Origin of the sequence: Micromonospora sp. NPDC049114 (genome assembly GCF_040648635.1) — a bacterium.
Taxonomy (GTDB): Bacteria; Actinomycetota; Actinomycetes; order Mycobacteriales; family Micromonosporaceae; genus Micromonospora.
This window is the reverse complement of the sequence record NZ_JBEZEA010000006.1, coordinates 199228-219305: the sequence shown is the minus strand read 5'-3', so window position 1 is coordinate 219305 and position 20078 is coordinate 199228. Positions and strand designations below refer to the sequence as shown.

Annotated in this window: 22 protein-coding genes, 1 tRNA gene and 2 pseudogenes; 10 read left to right on the top strand and 15 right to left on the bottom strand. The window is 71.1% G+C overall.

From position 1 onward, the window contains the following. Positions 1-8: 8 nt before the first annotated feature. Positions 9-410, bottom strand: a complete 402-nt coding sequence (locus AB0B39_RS19590; protein ID WP_357494909.1) for an AraC family transcriptional regulator — start codon at positions 408-410, stop codon at positions 9-11. Further along, on the bottom strand, positions 407-1465 hold the full coding sequence (locus AB0B39_RS19585) for a hypothetical protein (protein WP_357494911.1): 1059 nt from the start codon (positions 1463-1465) through the stop codon (positions 407-409). The genes AB0B39_RS19590 and AB0B39_RS19585 overlap by 4 nt, the downstream gene beginning before the upstream one ends. Before the next feature lie 66 nt (positions 1466-1531). Between AB0B39_RS19585 and AB0B39_RS19580 the strand changes: the two are divergent. Further along, a pseudogene (locus AB0B39_RS19580) lies at positions 1532-1651 on the top strand (IS110 family transposase); the annotation flags it as partial. Positions 1652-1741: 90 nt separating this feature from the next. Here AB0B39_RS19580 and AB0B39_RS19575 read toward each other — a convergent pair. After that, positions 1742-2962 (bottom strand): tetratricopeptide repeat protein, encoded by a 1221-nt coding sequence (locus tag AB0B39_RS19575; protein WP_357574989.1) that lies wholly within the window; start codon positions 2960-2962, stop codon positions 1742-1744. Between the two features lie 91 nt (positions 2963-3053). Here AB0B39_RS19575 and AB0B39_RS19570 point away from each other — a divergent pair, with 91 nt between their 5' ends. Both AB0B39_RS19570 and AB0B39_RS19565 read left to right on the top strand, forming a co-directional pair. Beyond that, positions 3054-3356 (top strand): transposase, encoded by a 303-nt coding sequence (locus AB0B39_RS19570; protein WP_357574988.1) that lies wholly within the window; start codon positions 3054-3056, stop codon positions 3354-3356. Beyond that, positions 3343-3996, top strand: a complete 654-nt coding sequence (locus AB0B39_RS19565) for an IS3 family transposase (RefSeq protein WP_357574987.1) — start codon at positions 3343-3345, stop codon at positions 3994-3996. The genes AB0B39_RS19570 and AB0B39_RS19565 overlap by 14 nt, the downstream gene beginning before the upstream one ends. Here AB0B39_RS19565 and AB0B39_RS19560 read toward each other — a convergent pair. Further along, positions 3965-4213: pseudogene (locus tag AB0B39_RS19560) on the bottom strand (IS30 family transposase); the annotation flags it as partial. The gene AB0B39_RS19565 and the pseudogene AB0B39_RS19560 sit on opposite strands and share 32 nt — an antisense overlap. Positions 4214-4336: 123 nt before the next feature. Next, positions 4337-4413 (bottom strand) — tRNA-Thr (locus AB0B39_RS19555). Between the two features lie 342 nt (positions 4414-4755). On the opposite strand from AB0B39_RS19555, the gene ugpC reads away from it, so the two are divergent. Together ugpC and AB0B39_RS19545 are read left to right on the top strand one after the other, a co-directional pair. Next, a complete protein-coding gene (gene ugpC, locus AB0B39_RS19550) occupies positions 4756-5847 on the top strand; it encodes a sn-glycerol-3-phosphate ABC transporter ATP-binding protein UgpC (RefSeq protein WP_357494926.1) in 1092 nt (363 codons plus the stop codon). A gap of 170 nt (positions 5848-6017) precedes the next feature. After that, on the top strand, positions 6018-6599 hold the full coding sequence (locus tag AB0B39_RS19545) for a hypothetical protein (protein WP_357574986.1): 582 nt from the start codon (positions 6018-6020) through the stop codon (positions 6597-6599). A gap of 51 nt (positions 6600-6650) precedes the next feature. Here the strand turns inward: AB0B39_RS19545 and rlmB are convergent, their stop codons facing one another. Together rlmB and cysS are read right to left on the bottom strand one after the other, a co-directional pair. Next, the gene (gene rlmB / locus AB0B39_RS19540) at positions 6651-7784 is read right to left on the bottom strand and encodes a 23S rRNA (guanosine(2251)-2'-O)-methyltransferase RlmB (protein ID WP_357574985.1); all 1134 of its coding nucleotides are present in this window, start codon (positions 7782-7784) and stop codon (positions 6651-6653) included. After that, positions 7784-9199 carry a cysteine--tRNA ligase gene (cysS, locus tag AB0B39_RS19535; protein WP_234583367.1) on the bottom strand — a complete coding sequence of 472 codons (1416 nt, stop codon included), beginning with the start codon at positions 9197-9199 and terminating at the stop codon, positions 7784-7786. The genes rlmB and cysS overlap by 1 nt, the downstream gene beginning before the upstream one ends. 63 nt (positions 9200-9262) lie before the next feature. On the opposite strand from cysS, the gene AB0B39_RS19530 reads away from it, so the two are divergent. Continuing rightward, the gene (locus tag AB0B39_RS19530; RefSeq protein WP_234583368.1) at positions 9263-9919 is read left to right on the top strand and encodes a helix-turn-helix domain-containing protein; all 657 of its coding nucleotides are present in this window, start codon (positions 9263-9265) and stop codon (positions 9917-9919) included. 405 nt (positions 9920-10324) lie between these two features. Here the strand turns inward: AB0B39_RS19530 and AB0B39_RS19525 are convergent, their stop codons facing one another. Beyond that, positions 10325-10471 carry a hypothetical protein gene (locus AB0B39_RS19525; protein WP_357574984.1) on the bottom strand — a complete coding sequence of 49 codons (147 nt, stop codon included), beginning with the start codon at positions 10469-10471 and terminating at the stop codon, positions 10325-10327. A gap of 501 nt (positions 10472-10972) precedes the next feature. Between AB0B39_RS19525 and AB0B39_RS19520 the strand changes: the two genes are divergently transcribed. Then, on the top strand, positions 10973-11428 hold the full coding sequence (locus tag AB0B39_RS19520; RefSeq protein WP_357574983.1) for a DUF559 domain-containing protein: 456 nt from the start codon (positions 10973-10975) through the stop codon (positions 11426-11428). A gap of 148 nt (positions 11429-11576) precedes the next feature. On the opposite strand, the gene AB0B39_RS19515 is transcribed toward AB0B39_RS19520, so the two are convergent. The 3 genes from AB0B39_RS19515 to AB0B39_RS19505 form a co-directional block, all read right to left on the bottom strand. Beyond that, positions 11577-13319 carry a S8 family serine peptidase gene (locus AB0B39_RS19515; protein WP_357494936.1) on the bottom strand — a complete coding sequence of 581 codons (1743 nt, stop codon included), beginning with the start codon at positions 13317-13319 and terminating at the stop codon, positions 11577-11579. Positions 13320-13416: 97 nt separating this feature from the next. Further along, positions 13417-14139 carry an HAD family hydrolase gene (locus tag AB0B39_RS19510; RefSeq protein WP_357574982.1) on the bottom strand — a complete coding sequence of 241 codons (723 nt, stop codon included), beginning with the start codon at positions 14137-14139 and terminating at the stop codon, positions 13417-13419. A 13-nt stretch (positions 14140-14152) separates the two neighbouring features. After that, positions 14153-15109, bottom strand: a complete 957-nt coding sequence (locus tag AB0B39_RS19505) for a DMT family transporter (protein WP_357494940.1) — start codon at positions 15107-15109, stop codon at positions 14153-14155. Between the two features lie 86 nt (positions 15110-15195). On the opposite strand from AB0B39_RS19505, the gene AB0B39_RS19500 reads away from it, so the two are divergent. Beyond that, positions 15196-15741 (top strand): CGNR zinc finger domain-containing protein, encoded by a 546-nt coding sequence (locus AB0B39_RS19500; RefSeq protein WP_234583374.1) that lies wholly within the window; start codon positions 15196-15198, stop codon positions 15739-15741. Here AB0B39_RS19500 and AB0B39_RS19495 read toward each other — a convergent pair. The 3 genes from AB0B39_RS19495 to AB0B39_RS19485 form a co-directional block, all read right to left on the bottom strand. Next, a complete protein-coding gene (locus tag AB0B39_RS19495) occupies positions 15708-16292 on the bottom strand; it encodes a GNAT family N-acetyltransferase (RefSeq protein ID WP_357494942.1) in 585 nt (194 codons plus the stop codon). The two genes, AB0B39_RS19500 and AB0B39_RS19495, sit on opposite strands and share 34 nt — an antisense overlap. A 71-nt stretch (positions 16293-16363) precedes the next feature. Beyond that, positions 16364-16546 (bottom strand): DUF397 domain-containing protein, encoded by a 183-nt coding sequence (locus AB0B39_RS19490; protein WP_357574981.1) that lies wholly within the window; start codon positions 16544-16546, stop codon positions 16364-16366. Beyond that, positions 16537-17349, bottom strand: coding sequence for a helix-turn-helix transcriptional regulator (locus tag AB0B39_RS19485; RefSeq protein WP_357575050.1), 813 nt, complete (start codon positions 17347-17349; stop codon positions 16537-16539). Before AB0B39_RS19485 ends, AB0B39_RS19490 begins: the two co-directional genes overlap by 10 nt. Positions 17350-17756: 407 nt before the next feature. Between AB0B39_RS19485 and AB0B39_RS19480 the strand changes: the two genes are divergently transcribed. Further along, positions 17757-18041 (top strand): hypothetical protein, encoded by a 285-nt coding sequence (locus tag AB0B39_RS19480; protein WP_234583378.1) that lies wholly within the window; start codon positions 17757-17759, stop codon positions 18039-18041. A 37-nt stretch (positions 18042-18078) separates the two neighbouring features. Here the strand turns inward: AB0B39_RS19480 and AB0B39_RS19475 are convergent, their stop codons facing one another. Continuing rightward, positions 18079-18501, bottom strand: a complete 423-nt coding sequence (locus AB0B39_RS19475; RefSeq protein ID WP_234583379.1) for a MarR family transcriptional regulator — start codon at positions 18499-18501, stop codon at positions 18079-18081. 176 nt (positions 18502-18677) lie between these two features. Between AB0B39_RS19475 and eno the strand changes: the two genes are divergently transcribed. Beyond that, complete coding sequence (eno, locus tag AB0B39_RS19470; protein WP_357498257.1) at positions 18678-19985, top strand: phosphopyruvate hydratase; 1308 nt, start codon at positions 18678-18680, stop codon at positions 19983-19985. Positions 19986-20078: the final 93 nt, after the last annotated feature.

The following is a 20078-nucleotide window of genomic DNA, read 5'->3' as shown; positions in this document are numbered from 1 at the left end:
CCTGCTGCTTATCCAAAACTGCTGGGACGCGTCCACGCCTTGGTGAAGCAGGACGGCACGTTGCCCGTCGCCGCGCGGCGACGCCGGAAATCCGTGGGGGACTCCCCCACGATCTGCCGGAACGTCCGACTGAACGTGCCCAGGCTGCCGAAGCCGACGGCGTAGCAGATGTCCGTGACGTCCCGGTCCGTCTCCACCAGCAGCGTCATGGCCCGCTCCACCCGGCGGCGTTGCAGGTAGCGGTGTGGCGTCTCGCCGAACGTGGCCCGGAACGTGCGGATGAAATGCGCCTCGGAGACGTGCGCGATCCGGGCCAACGCGGGGATGTCCAGTGGCTCGGCGTACGACCGGTCCATCGCGTCGCGCGCCCGCAGCATCGCCCGGTTGGACTCCTCCACGGCCCGGCTCACCGCAGGCCGCCCGGCGGAAGGACCGACGTCTGCGCCACGTCCTGGTCGCGCAGCTTGGCGTAGACGACCTCGGACGTGAACCCGCCGATGAACCCGATGGCCAGGACGAAGAAGACCAACTGCCGCGCCGCGTCACCGTCGAGCAGGCCCGGGTTCGTGGCGATCTGCGCCGCGACGAACAGCAGGAAGGCGATGACACCGGCGGCCGAGCCCAACGCCGCCGCCCGCAGCCAGCTGCCACCGCCGTCGTACGCGTTACGCACGATCGCACCCCACACCGAGGCGAACAGCGGGGCGGCCACGAGAACCGCGACGTTCTGCCAGCCGCCGGCCGGAGCGGCGTACGCCAGCGGGATCGTGGCGAGGGCGAGCAGCAGGAGGACAAGCGCGGTGACCAGGCCCGCCACCGTACGCCGCCCGGCAGCCCGCTCGGCCTCGCGGGAGGCGCGTTCCTGCTCGGCTCGGCGCTGCACCTGGGCGCAGAGCGCGGTGACGATCGGCTCGGCGGCGCCCGGCTGCCACGGCCTGGCGAGCACCGCCACCTCCTCCTCGGTGGCGACGCCGCGTTCGCCGCTGAGGCGCTGCCAGACCTTCTCCGCGCCTCCACCGAACGCGGCGACCGCCGCCACCGGGATGCGCCGGGACAGACCGATGAGCCCGGCGATGAACGTGGAGCGTTCGCCGCCCACCAGCAGCAACGCGTCGGCCGTCAGCAGCGACCGGTAGAAGCTGACCTCCCAGTCGTCGGTCGACTCGGGCACGACCGTGAACAGCTCCGGGTGCCGCTCGGCCTCCGCGAAGCCCGCGTCCTGCTGGTAGCGACCACGGACCAGGATCGACCCGGGCGTCGCCCGGCCGGAGCTGATGTAGCCGCGCACGACGTCCCGTTCCAGGTATTCGGGATCACCGGAGTACACGACGATGCGGCAGCCCTGGTTGGCGAGTGCCGCGCCCAGTTCCGCCGCCGCGGCGGGAGCGGCTCCCGGGTCGCGTACGGCGGGCGAGTAGGAGCGGTTGACCTGGGCACTGCCGGCGATCGCGACGACCGGGCTCATGCGACTCCTCGACGGTCGGTGATACCCGAACTATAGGAGCGGCAGATCGACGATCTCGACAGCCACTTGGCCGCCCTCGTCACCGCCACCGCCCCGGATCTGGTCGCGCTGCCTGGCGTCGGAGTCGACACCGCTGGGCAACTCCTCGTCACCGCCGGCGACAACCCTCATCGCCTGCACTCCGAAGCGGCTTTCGCCCGGCTCTGCGGCGTCGCCCCCATCCCGGCCAGCTCCGGACGCAATGCAGCGGGTGCCTGCGCCGGCAGAAGCATCAGGTCAATCGGAGGCAGCGCTCGGGGCAGACTGCCGCTGCACGAAGAGGTCCGCCTCCAGCAGCCGTCCCGAGAGCCGGCCTGCCTCGTGGATTTCATCGGCGGTCATTCGTGGCACGGTCGCGTGTGCTTCGTGGATGCCGTCGCCGCTGCCGACATTCAACATGGCGAGGTACCACCGAAGTGCCTGCACAAGGTCGACCGGTCCGCCGAATCCGTCGCGGTACCAGCAAGCCGCCGCGAACATGCTGCCCTTGTCGCCGACCTCGGCGCCGCGCACGTACCACTGCAGCGCCTCCTCGTCGAGGTCACGCTCGCTGAGTCGGTCACCCAGCCGTGGATACGCCTCAGTGACCCCGGCCTCGGCCGCTTGGCGCAGCCAGCGCACCGCCTCGTCAGACCCACCGGACAGCACCCCCAGGTTGAACGCAGCAAATGCGTCCCCTGCCTCGGCTGCGGCCTGGTAGAGAGCGTTCGCGCGAGCGTCGTCCTGTGTCGTGCCGATGCCATGCTGGACCAGATACGCGAGCGTGCGCTGGGCAACTGGGTCCCCGTCATCCGCCGATACGGTCAGTAGTTCCACGCCTCCGGCCGGATCTCCGAGATGGAACGCGTGGATCACGCCGAGCATCGTGCGCGCCCGGCTGTCTACCGAAGCCGGCATGCTTAGCTTCGGCGCTAGCAAAGCCAGTTCCCGCTCGGCCATCTCGATGCCCGCCTTGGCCGCCTCCAGATACCAGAACGCAGCCTCCGGCGGGTCCACCTTGTGGTACGCGAAGAGGGTGCCCAGATCGTGCAGCGCCTGCGCCTCCCCGGCGGCGCCAGCCATGCGCCAGTGCCGCTCCGCCTCGTCCTGGTCCACCGGCACGCCCTGGCCGGTGGCGTACATCAGCCCGACCATCCGGCGAGCGGGCACGCTGCCCAACTCGGCCGAACGCTGATACCACCGCAACGCCGCCGCCTGGTCCTGCTCGACTCCCCGGCCGGTGGCGTACAGGACCCCGAGGTTATGAGCCGCCTCGGCATTGCCCAACTCAGCCGCACGCTCGTACAACCCGCGCGCCCTCACCGGATCTGCCTGCTCGCCGTGGCCGCTGCTGGCCAGCTGGCCCAGCAGGAGCAGCGCCCGGTCATCCGGCCCGGCCAGCTCCAACTGCTCGCGAGCCTGCTCGAAGGCCCGGCGCTGCACAGCGAGCACCCCACGGTCGTACGCCTGCAGTGTCACGCGGTGCAGTGTAGAGAGGTTGCGACTGAAGTGACCCCCTGAGACCGGACACCTCCTGACTTGGCATCCTGCCGAGGAGGAGGAAACCGCTGTGGCTCGACAGAGCAAGTACCCCGAGGAGTTCCGGCGTCAGGCCGCGGCGTTGGTGCTCGACTCCGGTCGCACGCTGCGGGACGTGGGCCGGGAGTTGGGCGTCAACCACGAGACGCTGCGTAACTGGGTCGACCGGATGCGGCAGGAACGCGACGGCGGCCGGCTGAGCGATCTGGCCGCTGACGAGCGGGCTGAGCTGGTGCGGCTGCGGCGTCAGGTCGCGCAGCTAGAGCTGGAGAAGGAGATCTTGAAAAAGCGGCGGTCTTCTTCGCACGCGAGACGGAGCGGTGAACCGGACTGAGGTGTACCGGTTCATCGACGCGGGGAAGACCAGCTACCCGGTCGGTCTGCTCTGCCGACTGCTCGGCGTCGGCCACAGCGCCTTCTACGACTGGCTTCGGCAGGGGCGTCAGCGCGCTGTCGAGCGGGAACGCCACGACCAGCAGCGCGTTGAGATTACCCAGCAGGCATGGTCAGAGCACCGCGGTGTCTATGGCGCCCGACGGCTCACCGCCGAGCTGCACGAGCGCGGCCACCGGTGGAACCGCAAGGCGGTGGCCCGGCTGATGCGGCTGGCCGGCATTGAGGGCGCCCACCGCCGGCGGCGCGGTAAGCCCCGCCGCAGGGCCGCGTCCACGGCGACCGCGCCGGACCTGGTCCAGCGACAGTTCACCGCCACCGCACCGAACCGGCTGTGGGTCGCCGACATCTCCTACCTGCGCACCTGGGAAGGCTTCCTCTACCTCACGGTCGTGGTCGACGCCTACTCCCGCCGCGTCGTGGGCTGGGCGATGGCCGATCACCTGCGGACTGAGCTGATCCTCGACGCCGTCGGCATGGCCATCCAGCACCGCCGACCCGCCCGAGACCAGGTCATTCACCATTCGGACCGCGGGACTCAGACCGGGCTCAAGTGGTCGTCGCAACACTGCCTTGTCTGAGTGATAGTAGGTGGTCGTTGAGTGCTTCAGCGGGAGTTCGCCAACCGAGTGTCTTGCGGGGGCGGCTGTTGAGCGCGAGAGCGACGGCCGCCAGGTCGTCAACGCTGTGTCTACTGAGGTCGGTGCCCTGGGGGAAGTATTGGCGTAGCAGGCCGTTGGTGTTCTCGTTGGTTCCGCGCTGCCACGGGCTGTGGGGATCGCAGAAGAAGACCGGGATGCGACGCGATGCGTCAGGCTCTTGGCAAGCTCGACGGGAAGCTCTCGTGAGTGCCGTTGCTGTCAGCGTTGCTGTCAACCGATCGACTCATGGCAGAGTCGATCGGGAAAAGCCTTGTGGATATGGAGCCCCCGGCCGGGATCGAACCGGCGACATCTCGCTTACAAGGCGAGTGCTCTGGCCAGCTGAGCTACAGGGGCGCGTGCGTCGAGGTCAGCATAGCGACTGACGTCCGGATATCCCGCTCGCGAGGGCTCCCGAGCACGGGAAACGTCAACAACCCGACGCCCCACCGCCTTGAGGAGACGTCGATTGATACCTGCCCGTGCCCGAGTGCCCGGAATGCGTGGGCAATGGATCACTTCCGAGGGCCCCTCACCTTGGCAGCGCGGTGAAAGCCGTTTACGGTGCAGTGACACGGACGACACCACGGCCGCCCCCGCGGCCGACCCGCCGTCCGCTGACCGGCACGGGTACGTGCCGGTCGCTCCTTCACTCGGATCGTCCGGCACGTTCCTGCCGGTGAAAGGAAGCGCACCACCATGGCTACGGTCACCTATTCCAAGGCATCCCGGATCTACCCGGGCACCGAGCGTCCCGCCGTCAACGAGCTGAACCTCGAGATCGGCGACGGCGAGTTTCTCGTTCTCGTCGGCCCCTCCGGTTGTGGCAAGTCCACCAGCCTGCGCATGCTCGCCGGCCTGGAGGACGTCGACGCCGGCTCGATCTACATCGACCAGCGCGACGTCACCCACCTGCCCCCGAAGGCCCGCGACATCGCGATGGTCTTCCAGAACTACGCCCTCTACCCGCACATGACGGTGTACGAGAACATGGCGTTCGCCCTCAAGCTGCGCAAGACCTCCAAGTCGGAGATCGACCGGCGGGTCAAGGAGGCGGCCGGGCTGCTCCAGCTGGAGGAGTACCTGAGCCGCAAGCCGAAGGCGCTCTCCGGCGGTCAGCGTCAGCGTGTCGCGATGGGCCGGGCGATCGTCCGCGAGCCGCAGGTCTTCCTCATGGACGAGCCGCTGTCGAACCTCGACGCCAAGCTGCGCGTGCAGACCCGTACCCAGATCGCGTCGCTCCAGGCCAAGCTGGGCGTCACCACGGTCTACGTCACGCACGACCAGGTCGAGGCCATGACCATGGGCCACCGGGTCGCCGTGCTGCTCGACGGTGTGCTCCAGCAGGTGGACACCCCGCGGGCGCTGTACGACACCCCGGCCAACGTGTTCGTCGCCGGCTTCATGGGCTCTCCCGCCATGAACATCAAGACCGTTCCGCTGAACGAGCAGGGCGCCGAGTTCGCCGAGCTGCACATCCCGCTGACCCGCGAGCAGGTCGCTGCGGCCCGCGCCGAGGGTGGCGACGGCAAGGTGACCGTGGGCTTCCGCCCGGAGGACTGCGACCTGGTCAGCCCGACCGAGGGCGGCATGCCGGTCGTCGTCGAGCTGGTCGAGGACCTCGGCTCGGACGCCAACGTCTACGGGCACGCCGCGCTGGGTGGCAACTCGGAGCGCTTCGTCGTCCGCACCGACCGGCGCACCATGCCGAACATGGGCGACACCGTGTTCGTCAAGCCGCGCACCGGCCGCAGCCACGTCTTCCACGCCGCCACCGGCGGCCGGATCTGACGTAACGCCGTACCGGAAAGGGGCGGTCCGCTTCGGCGGGCCGCCCCTTTCGTCGTACCCGGAAAGGGTTTCTCACCCCCAGGTGCCAGCACCAATGTGGCTCCGCGGGGTGACTCGGCAGGGCGGGCCGCGCCCGTAGCGTCGCGGCACGCCCAACCCGAGGAGACGCCGTGTCCGCCACCGTTCACCCGATCACCAGTTCCCGGCTTGGCCGGACGGCCCGCCTGACCGGCCGCAGCCTCGCCTACTGCGCGGCGCTGGTGCCGGTCGCCCTGCTCGCGCTGGTGACCGCCCCGGTGGGTGGCGCCGGTGCGGCCGCCGCGCGGTGGCGCAGGCTTCGCACCGGACTGCTCGGAGCACCCCCGGTGCCCGCGCCCGACCGGCGACCCGGCCCGTTCAGCGTGCTCGGCCACGGGCTGCTCAGCCTGCTGCTCGGCCTCGTGGCCCTGCTGCCGCTCGGTGTTCAACTGCTGATGGTGCTGCGCGGCGTGCTGTACGGCATCGTCGACCGCGGCCCCTACGACCACTCCTGGGGTGGTCCGACCCGGGCCGGCGCGTGGGTGGCGCACTTCCTCGTCGGCCTGCCGATGGCCACCGCCGGCCTGCTCGCGTTGATCGGCATCGCCGCCGTGCACCAGCGGCTGACCCGACGTCTCGACGGGGAGCGCGCCCCGGCGTGGCTGATTCCGGTCACGCTGCTGATCGCGGTGGCCGGGGCGCTGCTCTTCGTCGCCTGGACCCACCAGATCTGACGACGAGGCCCCCTCCCGCACACCTGCGGGAAGGGGCCTCGTCGACAGTCGTTACAGCTCGACCGAGCGCCGGCGGGCGACCTCGGCGAGGGTGACCGCGGCGGCCACACTGGCGTTGAGCGACTCCACCTCGGAGATCATCGGGATGCTCACGGTCAGGTCGCAGGTCTCGCCGACCAGCCGGGACAACCCGCGCCCCTCGGAGCCGACCACCACCACCAGCGGCCCGACAGCGGCCTCCAGGTCGTACAGGTCGGTGTCGCCGTCGGCGTCCAGGCCGACCACCATGAAGCCGGCGTCCCGGCACGCCTTCAGCGACCGGGTCAGGTTGGTGACCTGGGCCACCGGCACCCGCGCGGCCGCGCCGGCGCTGGTCCGCCAGGCGGTCGCGGTGATCCCGGCAGCCCGCCGCTCGGGTACGAAGACACCCTGCGCGCCGAACGCGGCGGCCGAACGGATCACCGCGCCCAGGTTGCGCGGGTCGGTGACCCCGTCCAGCGCCACCAGGAGCGGCGCCTGCTGCTCCAGGGCCGCGGCGACCATGTCCTCGAAGGGCTGGTACGCGAAGGGCGGCACCTGCAACCCGACGCCCTGGTGCAGCACGCCGCCGGTCATCCGGTCCAGTTCGGCGCGGCTGATCTCCAGGTTGGCGATGCCCCGGTCGGCGGCCGTCCGGATGATCTCGTTGATCCGGTCGTCCATGTCGATGCCCTGGGCGACGTACAGCGCCGTCGCCGGCACCTGGGCGCGCAGCGCCTCCAGCACCGGGTTGCGCCCGACCAGCAGCTCCGGGGTGTCCTTGGACGGGTTGGACTTGCGACCCGGCGCGACCCGGGGGCCGCTCCGGCCGGCGGTCGGCCGACCACCCCGACCCGCGGCGCCACCCCGACTCGCCGGTACGCCCCGGCCACCGCCCTTGCCCCAGGTGGTGTCCTTGCTGCCCGGCTGGCCGATCTTGGGGGCACGCCCCTCCTCGGCCGCCGCCCGGCGCTCCTTGTCCTGCTTCCAGGCGGTGCGCTGCGGCAGCTTCTCGGTGCCCGAGTAACCCTTGTGCCAGGGTCGCTCGTCGGCGGGCAGGGTGCGTCCGCGTCCGGTGAGGGAGTCCTTGTTCTTGCCGCCGGAGCCCTTGGGGGCGCCCGCCTTCGGCGTCAGTCGCCGGCCACGGCGCTGCGAGTTGCCGGCCATCAGTCCTGCTCTCCAATAGTCCAACGGGGGCCCTGGGGGGTGTCCTCGACCGCCACGCCGGCCAGCTTGAGCTGGTCGCGTACCGCATCGGCGGCGGCCCAGTCCTTGCGGCCCCGGGCCTGCGCGCGCTGCTCCAGGGCCAGCGCGATCAGGGAGTCCACCACGGCGCGCAGATCGTTCGAGCTGCCGCCGCCGGTCCAGGCCTCGTCGAAGGGGTCGATGCCGAGGATATCCAGCATCGCCCGTACCGCGGCCAGGGTGGTGCGGACGGTCACATCGTCGCCGGTGCTCAGCGCGGTGTTGCCGTCGCGCAGGTGCTGTTGCAGCACGGCCAGCGCGGCGGAGGTGTTGAGGTCGTCGTCCATGGCCGCGACGAAGCCGGCTGGCAGCTCACCGAGCTGCCCGGGGCCCACCCGCTCGGCGGCCCGCTGCACGAAACCCTCGATCCGCCGGTACGCGGTGGCCGCGTCGCGCAGCGAGTCCTCCGAGTAGTCGATCACCGAGCGGTAGTGGGCGGCGGCGTAGTAGTAGCGCAGCTCCACCGGCCGCACGCCGAGCGAATCCACGTACGCCAGGTCGAGCGCGTTGCCGGCGGACTTGCCCATTTTGGCTCCGCCGATGCTGAGCAGCCCGTGGTGCACCCAGTAGCGGGCGAACGGCAACCCGGCCGCCTGGGACTGGGCGATCTCGTTCTCGTGGTGCGGGAACGTCAGGTCCAGACCACCGCCGTGGATGTCGAACTCCGGGCCGAGGTAGCGCCAGCACATCGCCGAGCACTCGATGTGCCACCCCGGGCGGCCCAGCCCCCACGGCGACGGCCAGTACGCGTCCGCCGGCTCGTCCGGCTTGGCGCCCTTCCAGAGGGCGAAGTCGCGGGGGTCCCGCTTACCCCGGTCGGGGGCGTCCCCCGCCGACTGCATCGCGTCCGGCGACTGACCCGACAGCGACCCGTACGCCGGCCAGGACGCCACGTCGAAGTAGACGTCCCCGGAGCCGTCGGTGGCCGGGTACGCGTGCCCGTCCGCGATCAACTTCGTGATCAGCTCGTGCATCTCCGGGATGTGCCCGGTGGCGCGCGGCTCGTAGGTGGGCGCCAGCACGTTCAACGCCCGGTACGACTCGGCGAGGATCAACTCGTTGGCGTACGCGATCGACCAGAACGGCAGACCCCGCTCCCCCGCCTTGACGAGGATCTTGTCGTCGATGTCGGTCAGGTTGCGGATGAACGTGACCTCGTAGCCGGCGGCCAGCAACCAGCGACGCAGCACGTCATAGTTGACGCCGGACCGAAGATGACCGATGTGCGGCGGCGCCTGGAGGGTGAGACCACACAGGTAGACCCCCACCTTGCCGGCTTCCCGCGGGACGAAGTCCCGCACCGATCGGGTGGCGGTGTCATACAGGCGTAGCGTCACCGTACAAGGGTAGCCGTCCGCGCCTGTACGGGTCCGCCGGTGCCGGGTCGTACGCTGCGTGCTGTGGATGAGACGGCGGGGTCCGGCCGGGCCGGGGAGACGTCCCAGACTCTCGACCGGGGTCTGCGACTGCTGCACCTGGTCGCCGACGCGCCGGCCGGGTTGACGGTCACCGAGGTGGCGACGCGACTCGGCATCGGCCGGGCGGCCGTCTACCGGCTCGTCGGCCCGCTGACCACGCACGGGATGCTGCGCCGCGACAGCGACGGCCGGCTCCGCCTCGGCGCCGGGGTGCTGCACCTGGCCCGACGCGCCCAGCCGCTGCTCGCCGAGGGGGCGCTGCCCGCGCTACGCCGGCTCGCCGAGCAGGCCGGCGCCACGGCACACCTGACAGTGGTGGAGGGCGGCGAGGGCGTCGCCCTGGCCGTGGTCGAGCCGAGCTGGACGTCGTTCCACGTCGCGTACCGGACCGGGGCGCGGCATCCCCTGGACCGAGGTGCCGCGGGTCGGGCGATCCTGGCCGGTCGGGGCGGCGCCGCGGAGCCGGTGAGCAGCAGCGGCGAGCTGCAGTCCGGGGCGTACGGGGTGGCCGCGCCGGTGCTCGGCGTGCCAGGTCTGGAGGCCAGCGTCGGGGTGGTCGCGCTCGCCCCGCTGGACGTCGACCTGATCGGTCCCCAGGTGCTCGCCGCCGCCACAGCCGTCACCGCCGCCCTCCGCTGACCCACCCGACCCTTGATCAACTCGGGTTCGTGAAAAGCGCGGTATCCCAGCACCAGCGACAGCCCGATTTCCATGAACGCGAGTCGATCACCGTGGGTGTCATACCAAGATCGGCGCGTGAGCACGCGGTTGTCCACAGGGTCCGACGGAGGCTCGGGGCGGGTTGTCCACAGGGGTTTCGTCCGGTGGTTCGCGGTCCGCACGCTGTTCGACATGCCACCTCGTCCGTACCGACCCGATGCCCTCACCTGGCAGGTCTTCCGTGGCTCCGACGCTGTCCGGGCCGGCCTTCTCAGCGAGCACCAGTTGCGCAGCGCCGCCTGGGTGCGGCTGCGCCACGACATCTACGCCGACGCGCGGCTGGATCGGGACCACGCCCTGGCCTGTCGCGCCGCCCTCCTCCGGCTACCGCCCGGGGTAGCCGTCGGTGGCCCGTCGGCCGCCTTCCTGCACGGCATCGAACACGCCGCCGCCTTCACCGACGACGTGCACGTCCTCGTGCCCCGATCGCTTCGGGTCGGCGCGCAACGCGGCCTCCGCGTGCACGTCCACCCCGCGCCCCTTGACCCGGAGGCGCGCGGTCGGCTGATGACCTGCCCGGGCACCAGCGCTGCGCCGAAAGCGGGACACCCGACCGGAACGATTCACCCAACAGGACCTGAGCACCCGGCCGCGTCAGGCTCTCCACGAACAGCCCACCCAACCGGCAATTCCCACCCACCCGGGTCAGCACGCCCACCCGGCCCAGAACGCCCACCCGGCCCAGAACGCCCACCCGGCCCAGAACGGCCGCCCGGGTCAGAACGCCCACCCGGGTCGGGCCCCGCACCACGAGCGGGCGCTACCCGCCCCGTGGACGCGCGGCGGTCCCGGGGGCGCGCGATGGCGGCCGGACGGGCCAACTCGGCGGGGGGCGGGTGGGGTGAGAGCCGGACGCCCGCCGAGCCCCTCCGGTTCCCGCGCGGCTCGATCCCCCGCTCCGACCCCGGGCAGGCCGCCTGGGAGACCGCAGTCTGGCTCGACCCGATCCGTGCGGTCAGCATCATCGACGCGATGCTCGGGCAGGGGCTGACCGATCGCGGCGCTCTGATCGAGGCGGCGGCTCGTAACGCGAACCGGGCCGGGAGTCGCCGGGCAGGTTGGCTCTTCGACCTGGCTGACGGCGGAGCCCAGTCCCCGCCGGAATCGCAGCTGCGGGTGCGGTTGGTGCTGGGCAGGCTGCCCCGCCCCGTCGTTCAACATCCGATACGCCTGCCCAACGGCGTGGTCCTCCATCCGGACCTGGCGTGGCCGGAATACCGCGTAGCGGTCGAGTACGACGGGCAGTGGCACGCCGACGCCGATCAGCTGCATCGCGATCGTCGACGACTCAACCTGCTCGTCGGAGCGGGTTGGTTGGTGCTGCATGTGACCAGTCGACGAATGCATACCGAGTTCCCGGCAGTGCTCCGCGAGGTGCGCGCCGCGCTGAGTGCCCGCGGCTGGCGGCGTCACCCGGGGCCGACGTGATCCACTCGGATTCCTGGAAGTCGGGCTGTCCCCGGGCCCGCGATACCCCGCCATCCAGGAACCCGAGTCGATCAAGCCCGAGGCCCGGACGCCGAAGACGCCGACGAGGCCCGGTCGACGAGCGTCGACCGGGCCTCGCGGTGGTGACTTACGGGCGGGCGTTCGGCTTGAGCGGGGTCTTCACCGCCGCGTACGCGTCGACGATTCCGTACCCGTAGAAGCCGTTGAAGTTGACCCCACCGGCGCAGTACGCGTCGTAGGTCTCGTCCCGGCCCTCGTTGCGGTACTGCTGGAGGCGCGGCTCCGGGCAGGCGTGCTCGGCTGCCGTGCGGTAGAGGTGCTGCTCGACCACGTCCGGCGACATGCCGAAGCCACCCCGGCCCTGCGGCTTGCCGTACCGGCTGACGATCAGCGCGGCGACACCGGCGGCGTGCGGGGACGCCATCGAGGTGCCCTGGAGGTAGGTGTAGTAGCCGCACTCACCGTTGGGCTTGCACTGCTTGAAGACGCTCGTGGCGACCCGCGGGTCGATGTTGCCGTTCGCGTCCACCTTCGGGTCCGGGATGGTGGTGGAGATCGGCTCCTCCTGGAGCACCTTCAGCGGGTAGCTGGAGAGGATCCGGTTGCCGGGGGTGTTGTACGTCGGGGTCCCGAACCCGTCCCGGGCCCACCCACCCGGCGCGGCGACGGAGATCTGCTCGGTGCCGTAGTTGGAGAAGTCCGACTTCTTGCCCGACGGACCGACCGACGACACGCCGATCACGTGCGGGCCCTCGGTGGGCAGGTCCCAGCAGCTGTTGTTGTCGATCGGCCGGGGGTACGGGTCGGCGCCGTAGTCCGGGCTCGTGGTGTCCGTACGCGGTGCGCCCAGGTCCTCGTTGCCGTTGCCGAGCGCGCCGACCAGGGTGACGCCCTTATTGTGCGCGAAGATCAGCGCCCGCTTCATCGCCTTGATGATGGCCCGCTGCTCGGCCTGCGCCTGCGCCGAGTCGGCCGGGTTGGCGGTGCAGTTGTAGAGCCACGGGTCGACGTAGAACGACATGTTGACCACGTCGATCCCGGACCGGCCTGCGTAGATCAGGGCGTTGACCACCGGGTTGAGGAAGAAGTAGCCGGAGTCCTGGCCACCCTTGAGCTCGACCAGGGAGACGTTCGGGGCGACACCGGAGAGGCCGAAGCCGTTGGCGGCGGCGCCGATGGTGCCGGCCACGTGGGTGCCGTGCCCGCCGTCGTCGGTGCCGACGGCGTCGAGGCAGCTCGGCACCTCGCACGGCCCGTCCACATCGGTCATGTCGGGTGCGAAGTTGCGCGACAGCGACCAGTTGAAGTTCGGCGCGATGTCCGGGTTGCTGGCGTCGACGCCGGTGTCCAGGACGCCGACGGTGACCCGACGGTCGCCGGGCTCGACCTTGCGGGCCTCGTCGGCCCGGATCATCTTCAGACCCCAGAGCTTCTCGTCGAGCGGGTCCAGCTTGGCACCCTTCTTCCCGGCACCGGCCGCACCGGCAGCGCCGGCCGCGCCAGCTGCGCTCGCAGCACCGGCCGCGCCAGCAGCCTGCTCCTGCTCGACCCGGTCCAGCTTCGGCTTGCGGCCGATGGCCTTCTGCTCGGCCGCGCCGATCAGGCTCGGGGCTGCCGTCGCCCTGGCCGCGAAGTCGGCCCGATCACTGGTGACCTGGAACATGCCGACCTCGTCGGACCGGGACACCACGGTGCCGCCGGCCGCCTGGATGGCGGCGACAGCCGTGTCGGCGGCGAAGCCGTCCTCGGCCACGACAGTGAAGGTGCGGGAGGTGCTCGGCGCGGCGGTGGCCGGTACACCCAGGCCCGCTGCCGTAAGTGCCAGTGTTGCCGCGGTCGCGACGGCACCGGCGGTGAAGCGCTTGCTCACCACATCGGATCCTCTCGTTGAGGGACGTGGCAGCCATCACACAACACCTGCCGGCTTTACGCCAGGTGAACGTCCGTTATGGCGGTGAATCTCTCCTTCATCCGCCCAGCTCGATGCCCACGTCCACCCGGTCGGCCGATCCCGTCGCCAGTTCCGACAGGACCATCGGCAGGTCGGCCAGGGTGGCCACCTCCGCGTCGGGGGTGACCCCGGCCGGGCGGGGCAGCCCGTACCGGTTCAACCACACCGACCGCAGGCCGGCCCGTCGGGGTGCCACCACGTCGTGCTCCCACGAGTCACCGACGTACACGATCTGCTCGGCGGGGACTCCGGCGGTCGCGACCACCGCCGCGTAGAACTCCGGGGCGGGCTTCTTGGGCAGGCCGTTCTCGTGCGCGTACATCTCGAAGGCGAACTCCCCGGCGAGCCCGCAGCGTTCGGCGCGGCTGTTGCCGTTGGTGGCGAAGCCCAGCGTGTACCGGGTGCGCAGCGCGGCCAGGGCCGGCGGGACGTCCGGGAAGGGCCGGGTGAGGGCGAAACGGCGGGCGAAGAAGAGGGCGGCGATCTCGTCCAGGTGGTCGTCGAGCCCGGCGCGGGCCAGCGACCGGGCCAGCGCGGCGCGGCGGATCTCCAGCACCGGAGCGGCGCTCAGCTCGCCGAAGACGGCATCCCAGTCGGACTCCAGCTCGGCGAGCGTCACGTCGGCGGCGTCCGGCGTTCGGCGGCGCATCTCGTCGAGGACGGTCACCAGCCCGGCGGTCACCGCCGGCCGCAGGTCCAGCAGGGTCTCGTCGGCGTCGAACACCACTGTGGTCAGCACGGGTACCACTCTCTCACCGGGTGGTTGCCGCCAGCGCGGGCTCACCGGGGGCGGGCGCGGGCGTACCGCGCAGTTCGTCGAGGCGCACCAGGGCGACCCCGGCGATGATCAGCGCGCCGCCGAAGAGCTGCCACGCGGTCGGCAGTTCGTCGAGGAACAGCCAGGCGATCAGCACCGCGAACAGCACCTCGGTCAACCCGACGAACGACGACAGCCGGGGCCCGAGGATGCGGGTGCCGGCGATGCCGGCGAGGTAGGCGATCACGGCGGCGACCAGGGTGAGCCCGACGATGGGCAGCAGCCAGGAGGTGCGGTGCCCGGCGAACGCGACATCGCCGAACGTGGCGCGCAGCGGCAGCAGACCGGTCAGCCCGACGAGGAGCAGCACGGCCGCGCCGACGGCCATCCCGCCGCTGGCCATGGCGACCGAGGGCAGCCGGGGGTCGACCCGTCCGGCGAGCACGAAGTAGCCGGCCAGGCCGAACGCGGCACCCAGCCCCCACAGCACGCCGACCGGGTGGAAGCCGGCGGTGCCGGTGATATCCAGGACGAAGGCCAGCCCGCACAGGGCGGCGGCCGAGCCGGCCACGGTGAGCCGCCGGGGGCGTTGACCGTGCCGCAGCCACATCCAGCCGACGACCAGGATGATGCCCAGGTATTCCAGCAGGAGCGCGATGCCGACCGGCAGGTAACGCACGGCGTTGAAGAAGCACACCTGCGCCAGGGCGACCCCCAGCAGCCCGAACATCACGACCGCCGCGCTGTTGCTGCGCAGCACGTGCCACCTGCCACGCAGGGACAGCACTGCGGGGATCGCCAGCACCAGGGCGGCCACGCCGACCCGCGCGATCACGGCGGCCTCGGCCGACCAGCCGGCTTCGATGAGCGACCGCGCGAAGGTGCCCGAGGTGGCGAACGTGACTGCGGAGAGCAGCGCCAGCGCAGCGCCGGCGGCGGGTCGTGACTGCATCTCGCGCTCCTCGGGGACGACACGGTGTCATGAGCAAACTATCCTTGTGCTCATGACGCTAGGCGGCCACCGTGACAGGAGTCAAGTTGCTATTCGCTCATGACACCGAATGTTCGTTGATCGCCGCCACCGCGTTGGTCAACACCGCGGGCCGCGACGGCGAGCTGCTGCCCGACGTCGCCGCGCTGGACGCCTTCTTCACCCGGCACGCCTACAGCGGGCGCCACGAGCACACCGACGCCGAGCTGCGCGCCGTGCGGCAGTTGCGCCCCCGGCTGCGCCGGATCTGGCACGCCGAACCGCCCGAGGTCGTCGCCATGGTCAACGCCCTGCTGCTGGAACACCGGGCGTTGCCGCAGCTCATCGAGCACGACGACGAGCCGTACCACCTGCACGCCGTGCCCCGCGACGCGCCGCTGGCCACCCGGATGGCGGTGGAGGCGGCGATGGCGATCGCCGACCTGGTCCGCATGGGCGAGCTGAGCCGGTTGCGGATCTGCGAGTACCCGGACTGCGACAACGTCGTCGTCGACCTGTCCCGCAACCGGTCGCGGCGGTTCTGCGAGGCCGGCTGCGGCAACCGGGCCGCCGTGACCGCCTACCGCGCCCGCAGGGCCGCCGGCAGGTCCTGAGGGACGTCGGCCCGCAGCTCGTACTCCACCTCGCCGTGCTCGGTCCCCGGGATCGGGTCGTCGAACTGGAGGTGGAAGGTGCGCACGTGGCGCAGCCCCGCCTTCACCATCACCCGCCGGGACCGCTCGTTGACAGCCATCGTCTGCGCCCACACCCGACGCACACCCACGACGTCCAGGGCGTACCGGACCAACGCCCGCGACCCCTCGGTGGCCAGGCCGCGCCCCCACGTCGCGCGGCGCAGCCGGTAGCCCAACTCGGCCTCGGCGCCGTCCTTTGACGGATCGAGGGCGAACCAGCCCAGGAAGTCACCGGTCTCCCGATCGAGGGCCGCCCACCGACCGAGGCCGGGATGCCTGTCGTACTGGGCGAGCAGCTTCGGCAGGTGCTCGCCCTGAACTGTGGCGCGCGGGGTGGCGACGCCGCCGGTGAGGAAACGCATCACCTCGGGATCGCTGTCCAACTCGACCAACGCGTCCACGTCGGCAACGGTCAACCGCCGGAACCGCAGCCGCTCGCTCCCTGGAGGAACCAGGTCGTCGCCATCCATGGCTGGATCATCCCCGCCGTCCCGCGACACGGTCGAGCCGTTTTCGCGCCGCCGTGGGCACTGCTGTCGCGTCAGCGCGGGGGCGCGACCACGAAGAGCCGCCAGGAGTACGCGTCGACCACGAGCACGGGCCCGTCCGGGTCCTTACTGTCGCGCACCCCGACCACGCCCCCAAGGTTCGTAGCCACCTCGACGCACTGGTCGTTGGAACCACTCCGGATGCTCTTGCGCCAGACAGCTCGGGTCAACTCCACGACTCCGCCACTTCCCTCAGCACCTCAACCGACTCCTGCGGTGGCAACGCCTGCCCGAGAGTAGCCTCCCAGGTCCGCTGTAGACGCAGCAGATCCGCTGGTCCGTCCAGCTCCTGGCCGCCGATCTGGCCACCGAGGTAGGCGAGGTCGCTGTGGTCTGCCACGGTGGCGAGGATGAACGGTCCGTTCAGACCTGGGTACTCCTCGGCCGAGCGAGGCACCACATGTAGCTGGACTCGCGGATGCTCGGTTGCCAACCGCGCCAGGTGCAGAGCCTGCTCGCACATGACCTTCCGCCCGCCGACGCGCCGCCGAAGCACGGACTCGTCGAGCACAGCGACGACGTGCGGCGGTCGGTCCGAGTAGAGAACCTGCTGACTGTCCATCCGATCCGTCAGTCGCCGCTCCACCTCATCGGTGTCGAGCAGTCTGTCCGATTCGAAGACAGCGCGTGCATAGCCTTCGGTTTGCAGCAGGCCAGGGACGTGCAGCGGGTCGAACCATCGCAGTGCCCGCGCCTCCGCGAGGATTGCACGCCAACCGCGCAGCCAGACCTGCGCTTTGTCCAGGCTGACCAGTTCGGAGGCCATGCGGGTGAAGAGGCCGCCGGTGTCCAGGGCGCGGTCGACGAGTTCCAGGTACTTGCCGGTGGGCGGCTGCTGGCCCAGCTCGACGGCGCTGACCATGGACGGCGAGTAGTTGACCGCCTTGGCCAGCTCGTCCTGACTCCAACCCCGGCGGACGCGCGCCCGGCGCAGCTCGGTGACCAGGAACGCCGCCGCCGTCATCTGCCCATCGGCCATGACCTGCCGCCTCTCCACCCCGTCGACGATCAACTCCAGCCGGCCGCCAGCGGCATCACCACCGGAAACAGGACGGCTGTGACGACCCGGCAAAACCCTTCCGACCGTAGTCGCCCGATCACCAGACTGTGAAGTGCGGCACCGCTCCCCGTCCCCCGGGCCCGGCGGCGTCGCGCGGGACCGCCCGAACCCCCGTGCCGGGCGGTCCCACCCCCAGGCTGGGCGAACTATTCGAGATCTTGGACAGTTTCCGTTAGCCACCAACGGAAACTGTCCAAGATCTCGGTGGTTGGGGCGGATGGCGGTCATCGCGCGGTCGACCACGAACTCGGCGACGTCGCCGAAAGCGAGACGGCCCACGGGGAGGTGACGTCAGAGACGATTCAGCTCGAAAGGACTCCCACGCCATGTCCCGGACCGCCCCGGACGACCGCGCGATCACGCCACGACCGCACCTGCCGCTGCGTCCACTGTGGCTCTGTCGGGTCTGCGCCGGGCCCTGGCCATGCGCGGTCGCCCGGCTCAGCCTCCGCCGCGAGTACGCCCACGACCGGATCGCGTTGAGCATCTACCTGTGCACCGTTCTGCACGACGCGGCGGCGGACCTGTACCGACTCAACCCGCACGACGGCCCGGACCCGGCAGCGCTCTACGTGCGCTTCCTCGGCTGGGCTGCGCTGCCCGAACCCTGACGCTCGTCGACGGCGGCCCGGCCGTCGAGGGGAGCGTCTAGCGCATGGCGAGCCGTTCCAGCAGGGCGGCGCTGCGGGCCAGCAACGCCCGCTCCTCGTCCGTGAGTTCGGCTTCGATGGCCTGGGCGAGCCAACCGGCTCTGCGGCTGCGCTCCGCCTCCAGTGCGGCCCGGCCGGCGTCCGACAGCTCGACCAGCGACTTGCGGCCGTCCGTGGGGTGCGCCCGTCGCGTGATCAGCTTCTGCTCCATGAGCAGCCCCACCGCCCGGGCCATCGACTGGGGGCGTACGCGCTGGTCGGCGGCGAGGTCGCTGGTGGTCATGGCGCCGTCGCGGTCGAGTGCGCCGAGCACGGCGATCTGACCGAGCGGGATGCGGTCCTCGTGCTTGACGCGCCGGGTGAGCTTGCCCATCGCGGTGCGCAGTTCGGCGGCGATGGCGGCGGCTTCCGAGGTGGGCACACGGCACTTTACCCCGTTCGTCAGCACTGCTGGGCACCTGACCTGCACAGCAATGCTGTTCAGCGGGGCTGTTCAGCATGACTGATCAGCATTGCTGTAGGGTTTGCCGCTGTCGGGCTCAGCGCCAGCGTTGTCGCAGCTGGGGTCACGGCAGGCGACAACGAAAAGGACCTCCCATGTCCGCACTGGAAGCCGGAACCATCACCACCACCATCGAGACCGTCACCGCCCGCCGCGTCATCGACAGCCGGGGCAACCCCACAGTCGAGGTCGACGTCACGGTGACGGACGGGTCTCTGGGCCGGGCCGCCGTCCCCTCCGGCGCCTCCACCGGCGCCCGGGAGGCCGTGGAGCTGCGCGACGCAGACCCGACGCGCTGGCACGGCAAGGGCGTCGACCGTGCGGTGGCCAACGTCAACGGGGAGATCGCGGCGGCCGTGCGCGGCCGGGACGCGGCAGACCAGGCGGGTCTGGACGCCGCGCTGATCGCCCTCGACGGCACCGCCACGAAGTCCCGGCTCGGCGCCAACGCGATCCTCGGCGTCTCCCTCGCCGTCGCCAAGGCCGCCGCGGCGGCCCACCGCCAGCCCCTCTACCGCTACCTCGGCGGCGCCGACGCGCACCTCCTGCCGCTGCCGATGATGAACATCGTCAACGGCGGCGCCCACGCCGACAACCCGCTCGACTTCCAGGAGTTCATGATCGTTCCCGTGGGCGCGGACTCCTTCGCCGAAGCCGTCCGCATGGGCAGCGAGGTCTTCCACACCCTGCGCCGCGATCTGCTGGCCGCCGGGCACTCCACGGGCGTGGGCGACGAGGGTGGCTTCGCGCCCGAGCTGCGTACCGCCGAGGAGGCGCTCGACTTCGTGCTGACCGCCGTCGAGGGCGCCGGCTACCGCCCCGGAACGGACATCGGCCTCGTCATGGACCCGGCGTCATCCGAGTTCTTCCGCGACGGCGTGTACGACTACGCGGGCGAGGGAGTACGCCGCACCTCCGCCGAGCACGCCGACTACCTGGCCCGGCTGATCGACGCCTATCCGATCGTCTCCATCGAGGACCCGATGGCCGAGGACGACCTGGACGGCTGGCGCGAGCTGACCGCCCGCGTCGGCGACCGCTGCCAGCTCACCGGCGACGACGTGTTCTGCACCAACGAGACGCTGCTGAGCGAGGGCATCCGCACCGGCGTCGGCAACTCGGTCCTGGTCAAGGTCAATCAGGTCGGCACCCTGACCGAGGCGCTGGCCACGGTGACGACGGCCCAGCGGGCGGGCTGGACCGTCGTCATGTCGCACCGCTCCGGCGAGACGGAGGACACCACCATCGCGGATCTGGCGGTCGCCACCGGCTGCGGTCAGCTCAAGACCGGCTCGCTCTCCCGCTCCGACCGGACGGCGAAGTACAACCAGCTGATCCGGATCGAAGAGGAGCTGGGCGACTCGGCGCGCTTCGCGGGCCGCGCCGCACTGCTCCGGGCGTGAGCAGCGCGCCGCACTGCGCCGGGCGTGAAGGATCGCGCCGCACTGCGCCGGGCGTGAAGGATCGCGCCGCGCTTCGCCGGGCGTGAGCAGAGG

Excerpts from the sequence above, each read along its gene's own strand:
- AB0B39_RS19480 (WP_234583378.1), top strand. The coding sequence starts at position 17,757 with ATGTCCCGGACCGCCCCGGACGACCGCGCGATCACGCCACGACCGCAC.
- rlmB (WP_357574985.1), bottom strand. The coding sequence starts at position 7,784 with ATGGCCGGCAACTCGCAGCGCCGTGGCCGGCGACTGACGCCGAAGGCG.
- AB0B39_RS19520 (WP_357574983.1), top strand. The coding sequence starts at position 10,973 with ATGCTCGGGCAGGGGCTGACCGATCGCGGCGCTCTGATCGAGGCGGCG.
- AB0B39_RS19485 (WP_357575050.1), bottom strand. The coding sequence starts at position 17,349 with ATGGCCGATGGGCAGATGACGGCGGCGGCGTTCCTGGTCACCGAGCTG.
- AB0B39_RS19585 (WP_357494911.1), bottom strand. The coding sequence starts at position 1,465 with ATGAGCCCGGTCGTCGCGATCGCCGGCAGTGCCCAGGTCAACCGCTCC.
- AB0B39_RS19495 (WP_357494942.1), bottom strand. The coding sequence starts at position 16,292 with ATGGATGGCGACGACCTGGTTCCTCCAGGGAGCGAGCGGCTGCGGTTC.
- AB0B39_RS19505 (WP_357494940.1), bottom strand. The coding sequence starts at position 15,109 with ATGCAGTCACGACCCGCCGCCGGCGCTGCGCTGGCGCTGCTCTCCGCA.
- eno (WP_357498257.1), top strand. The coding sequence starts at position 18,678 with ATGTCCGCACTGGAAGCCGGAACCATCACCACCACCATCGAGACCGTC.
- ugpC (WP_357494926.1), top strand. The coding sequence starts at position 4,756 with ATGGCTACGGTCACCTATTCCAAGGCATCCCGGATCTACCCGGGCACC.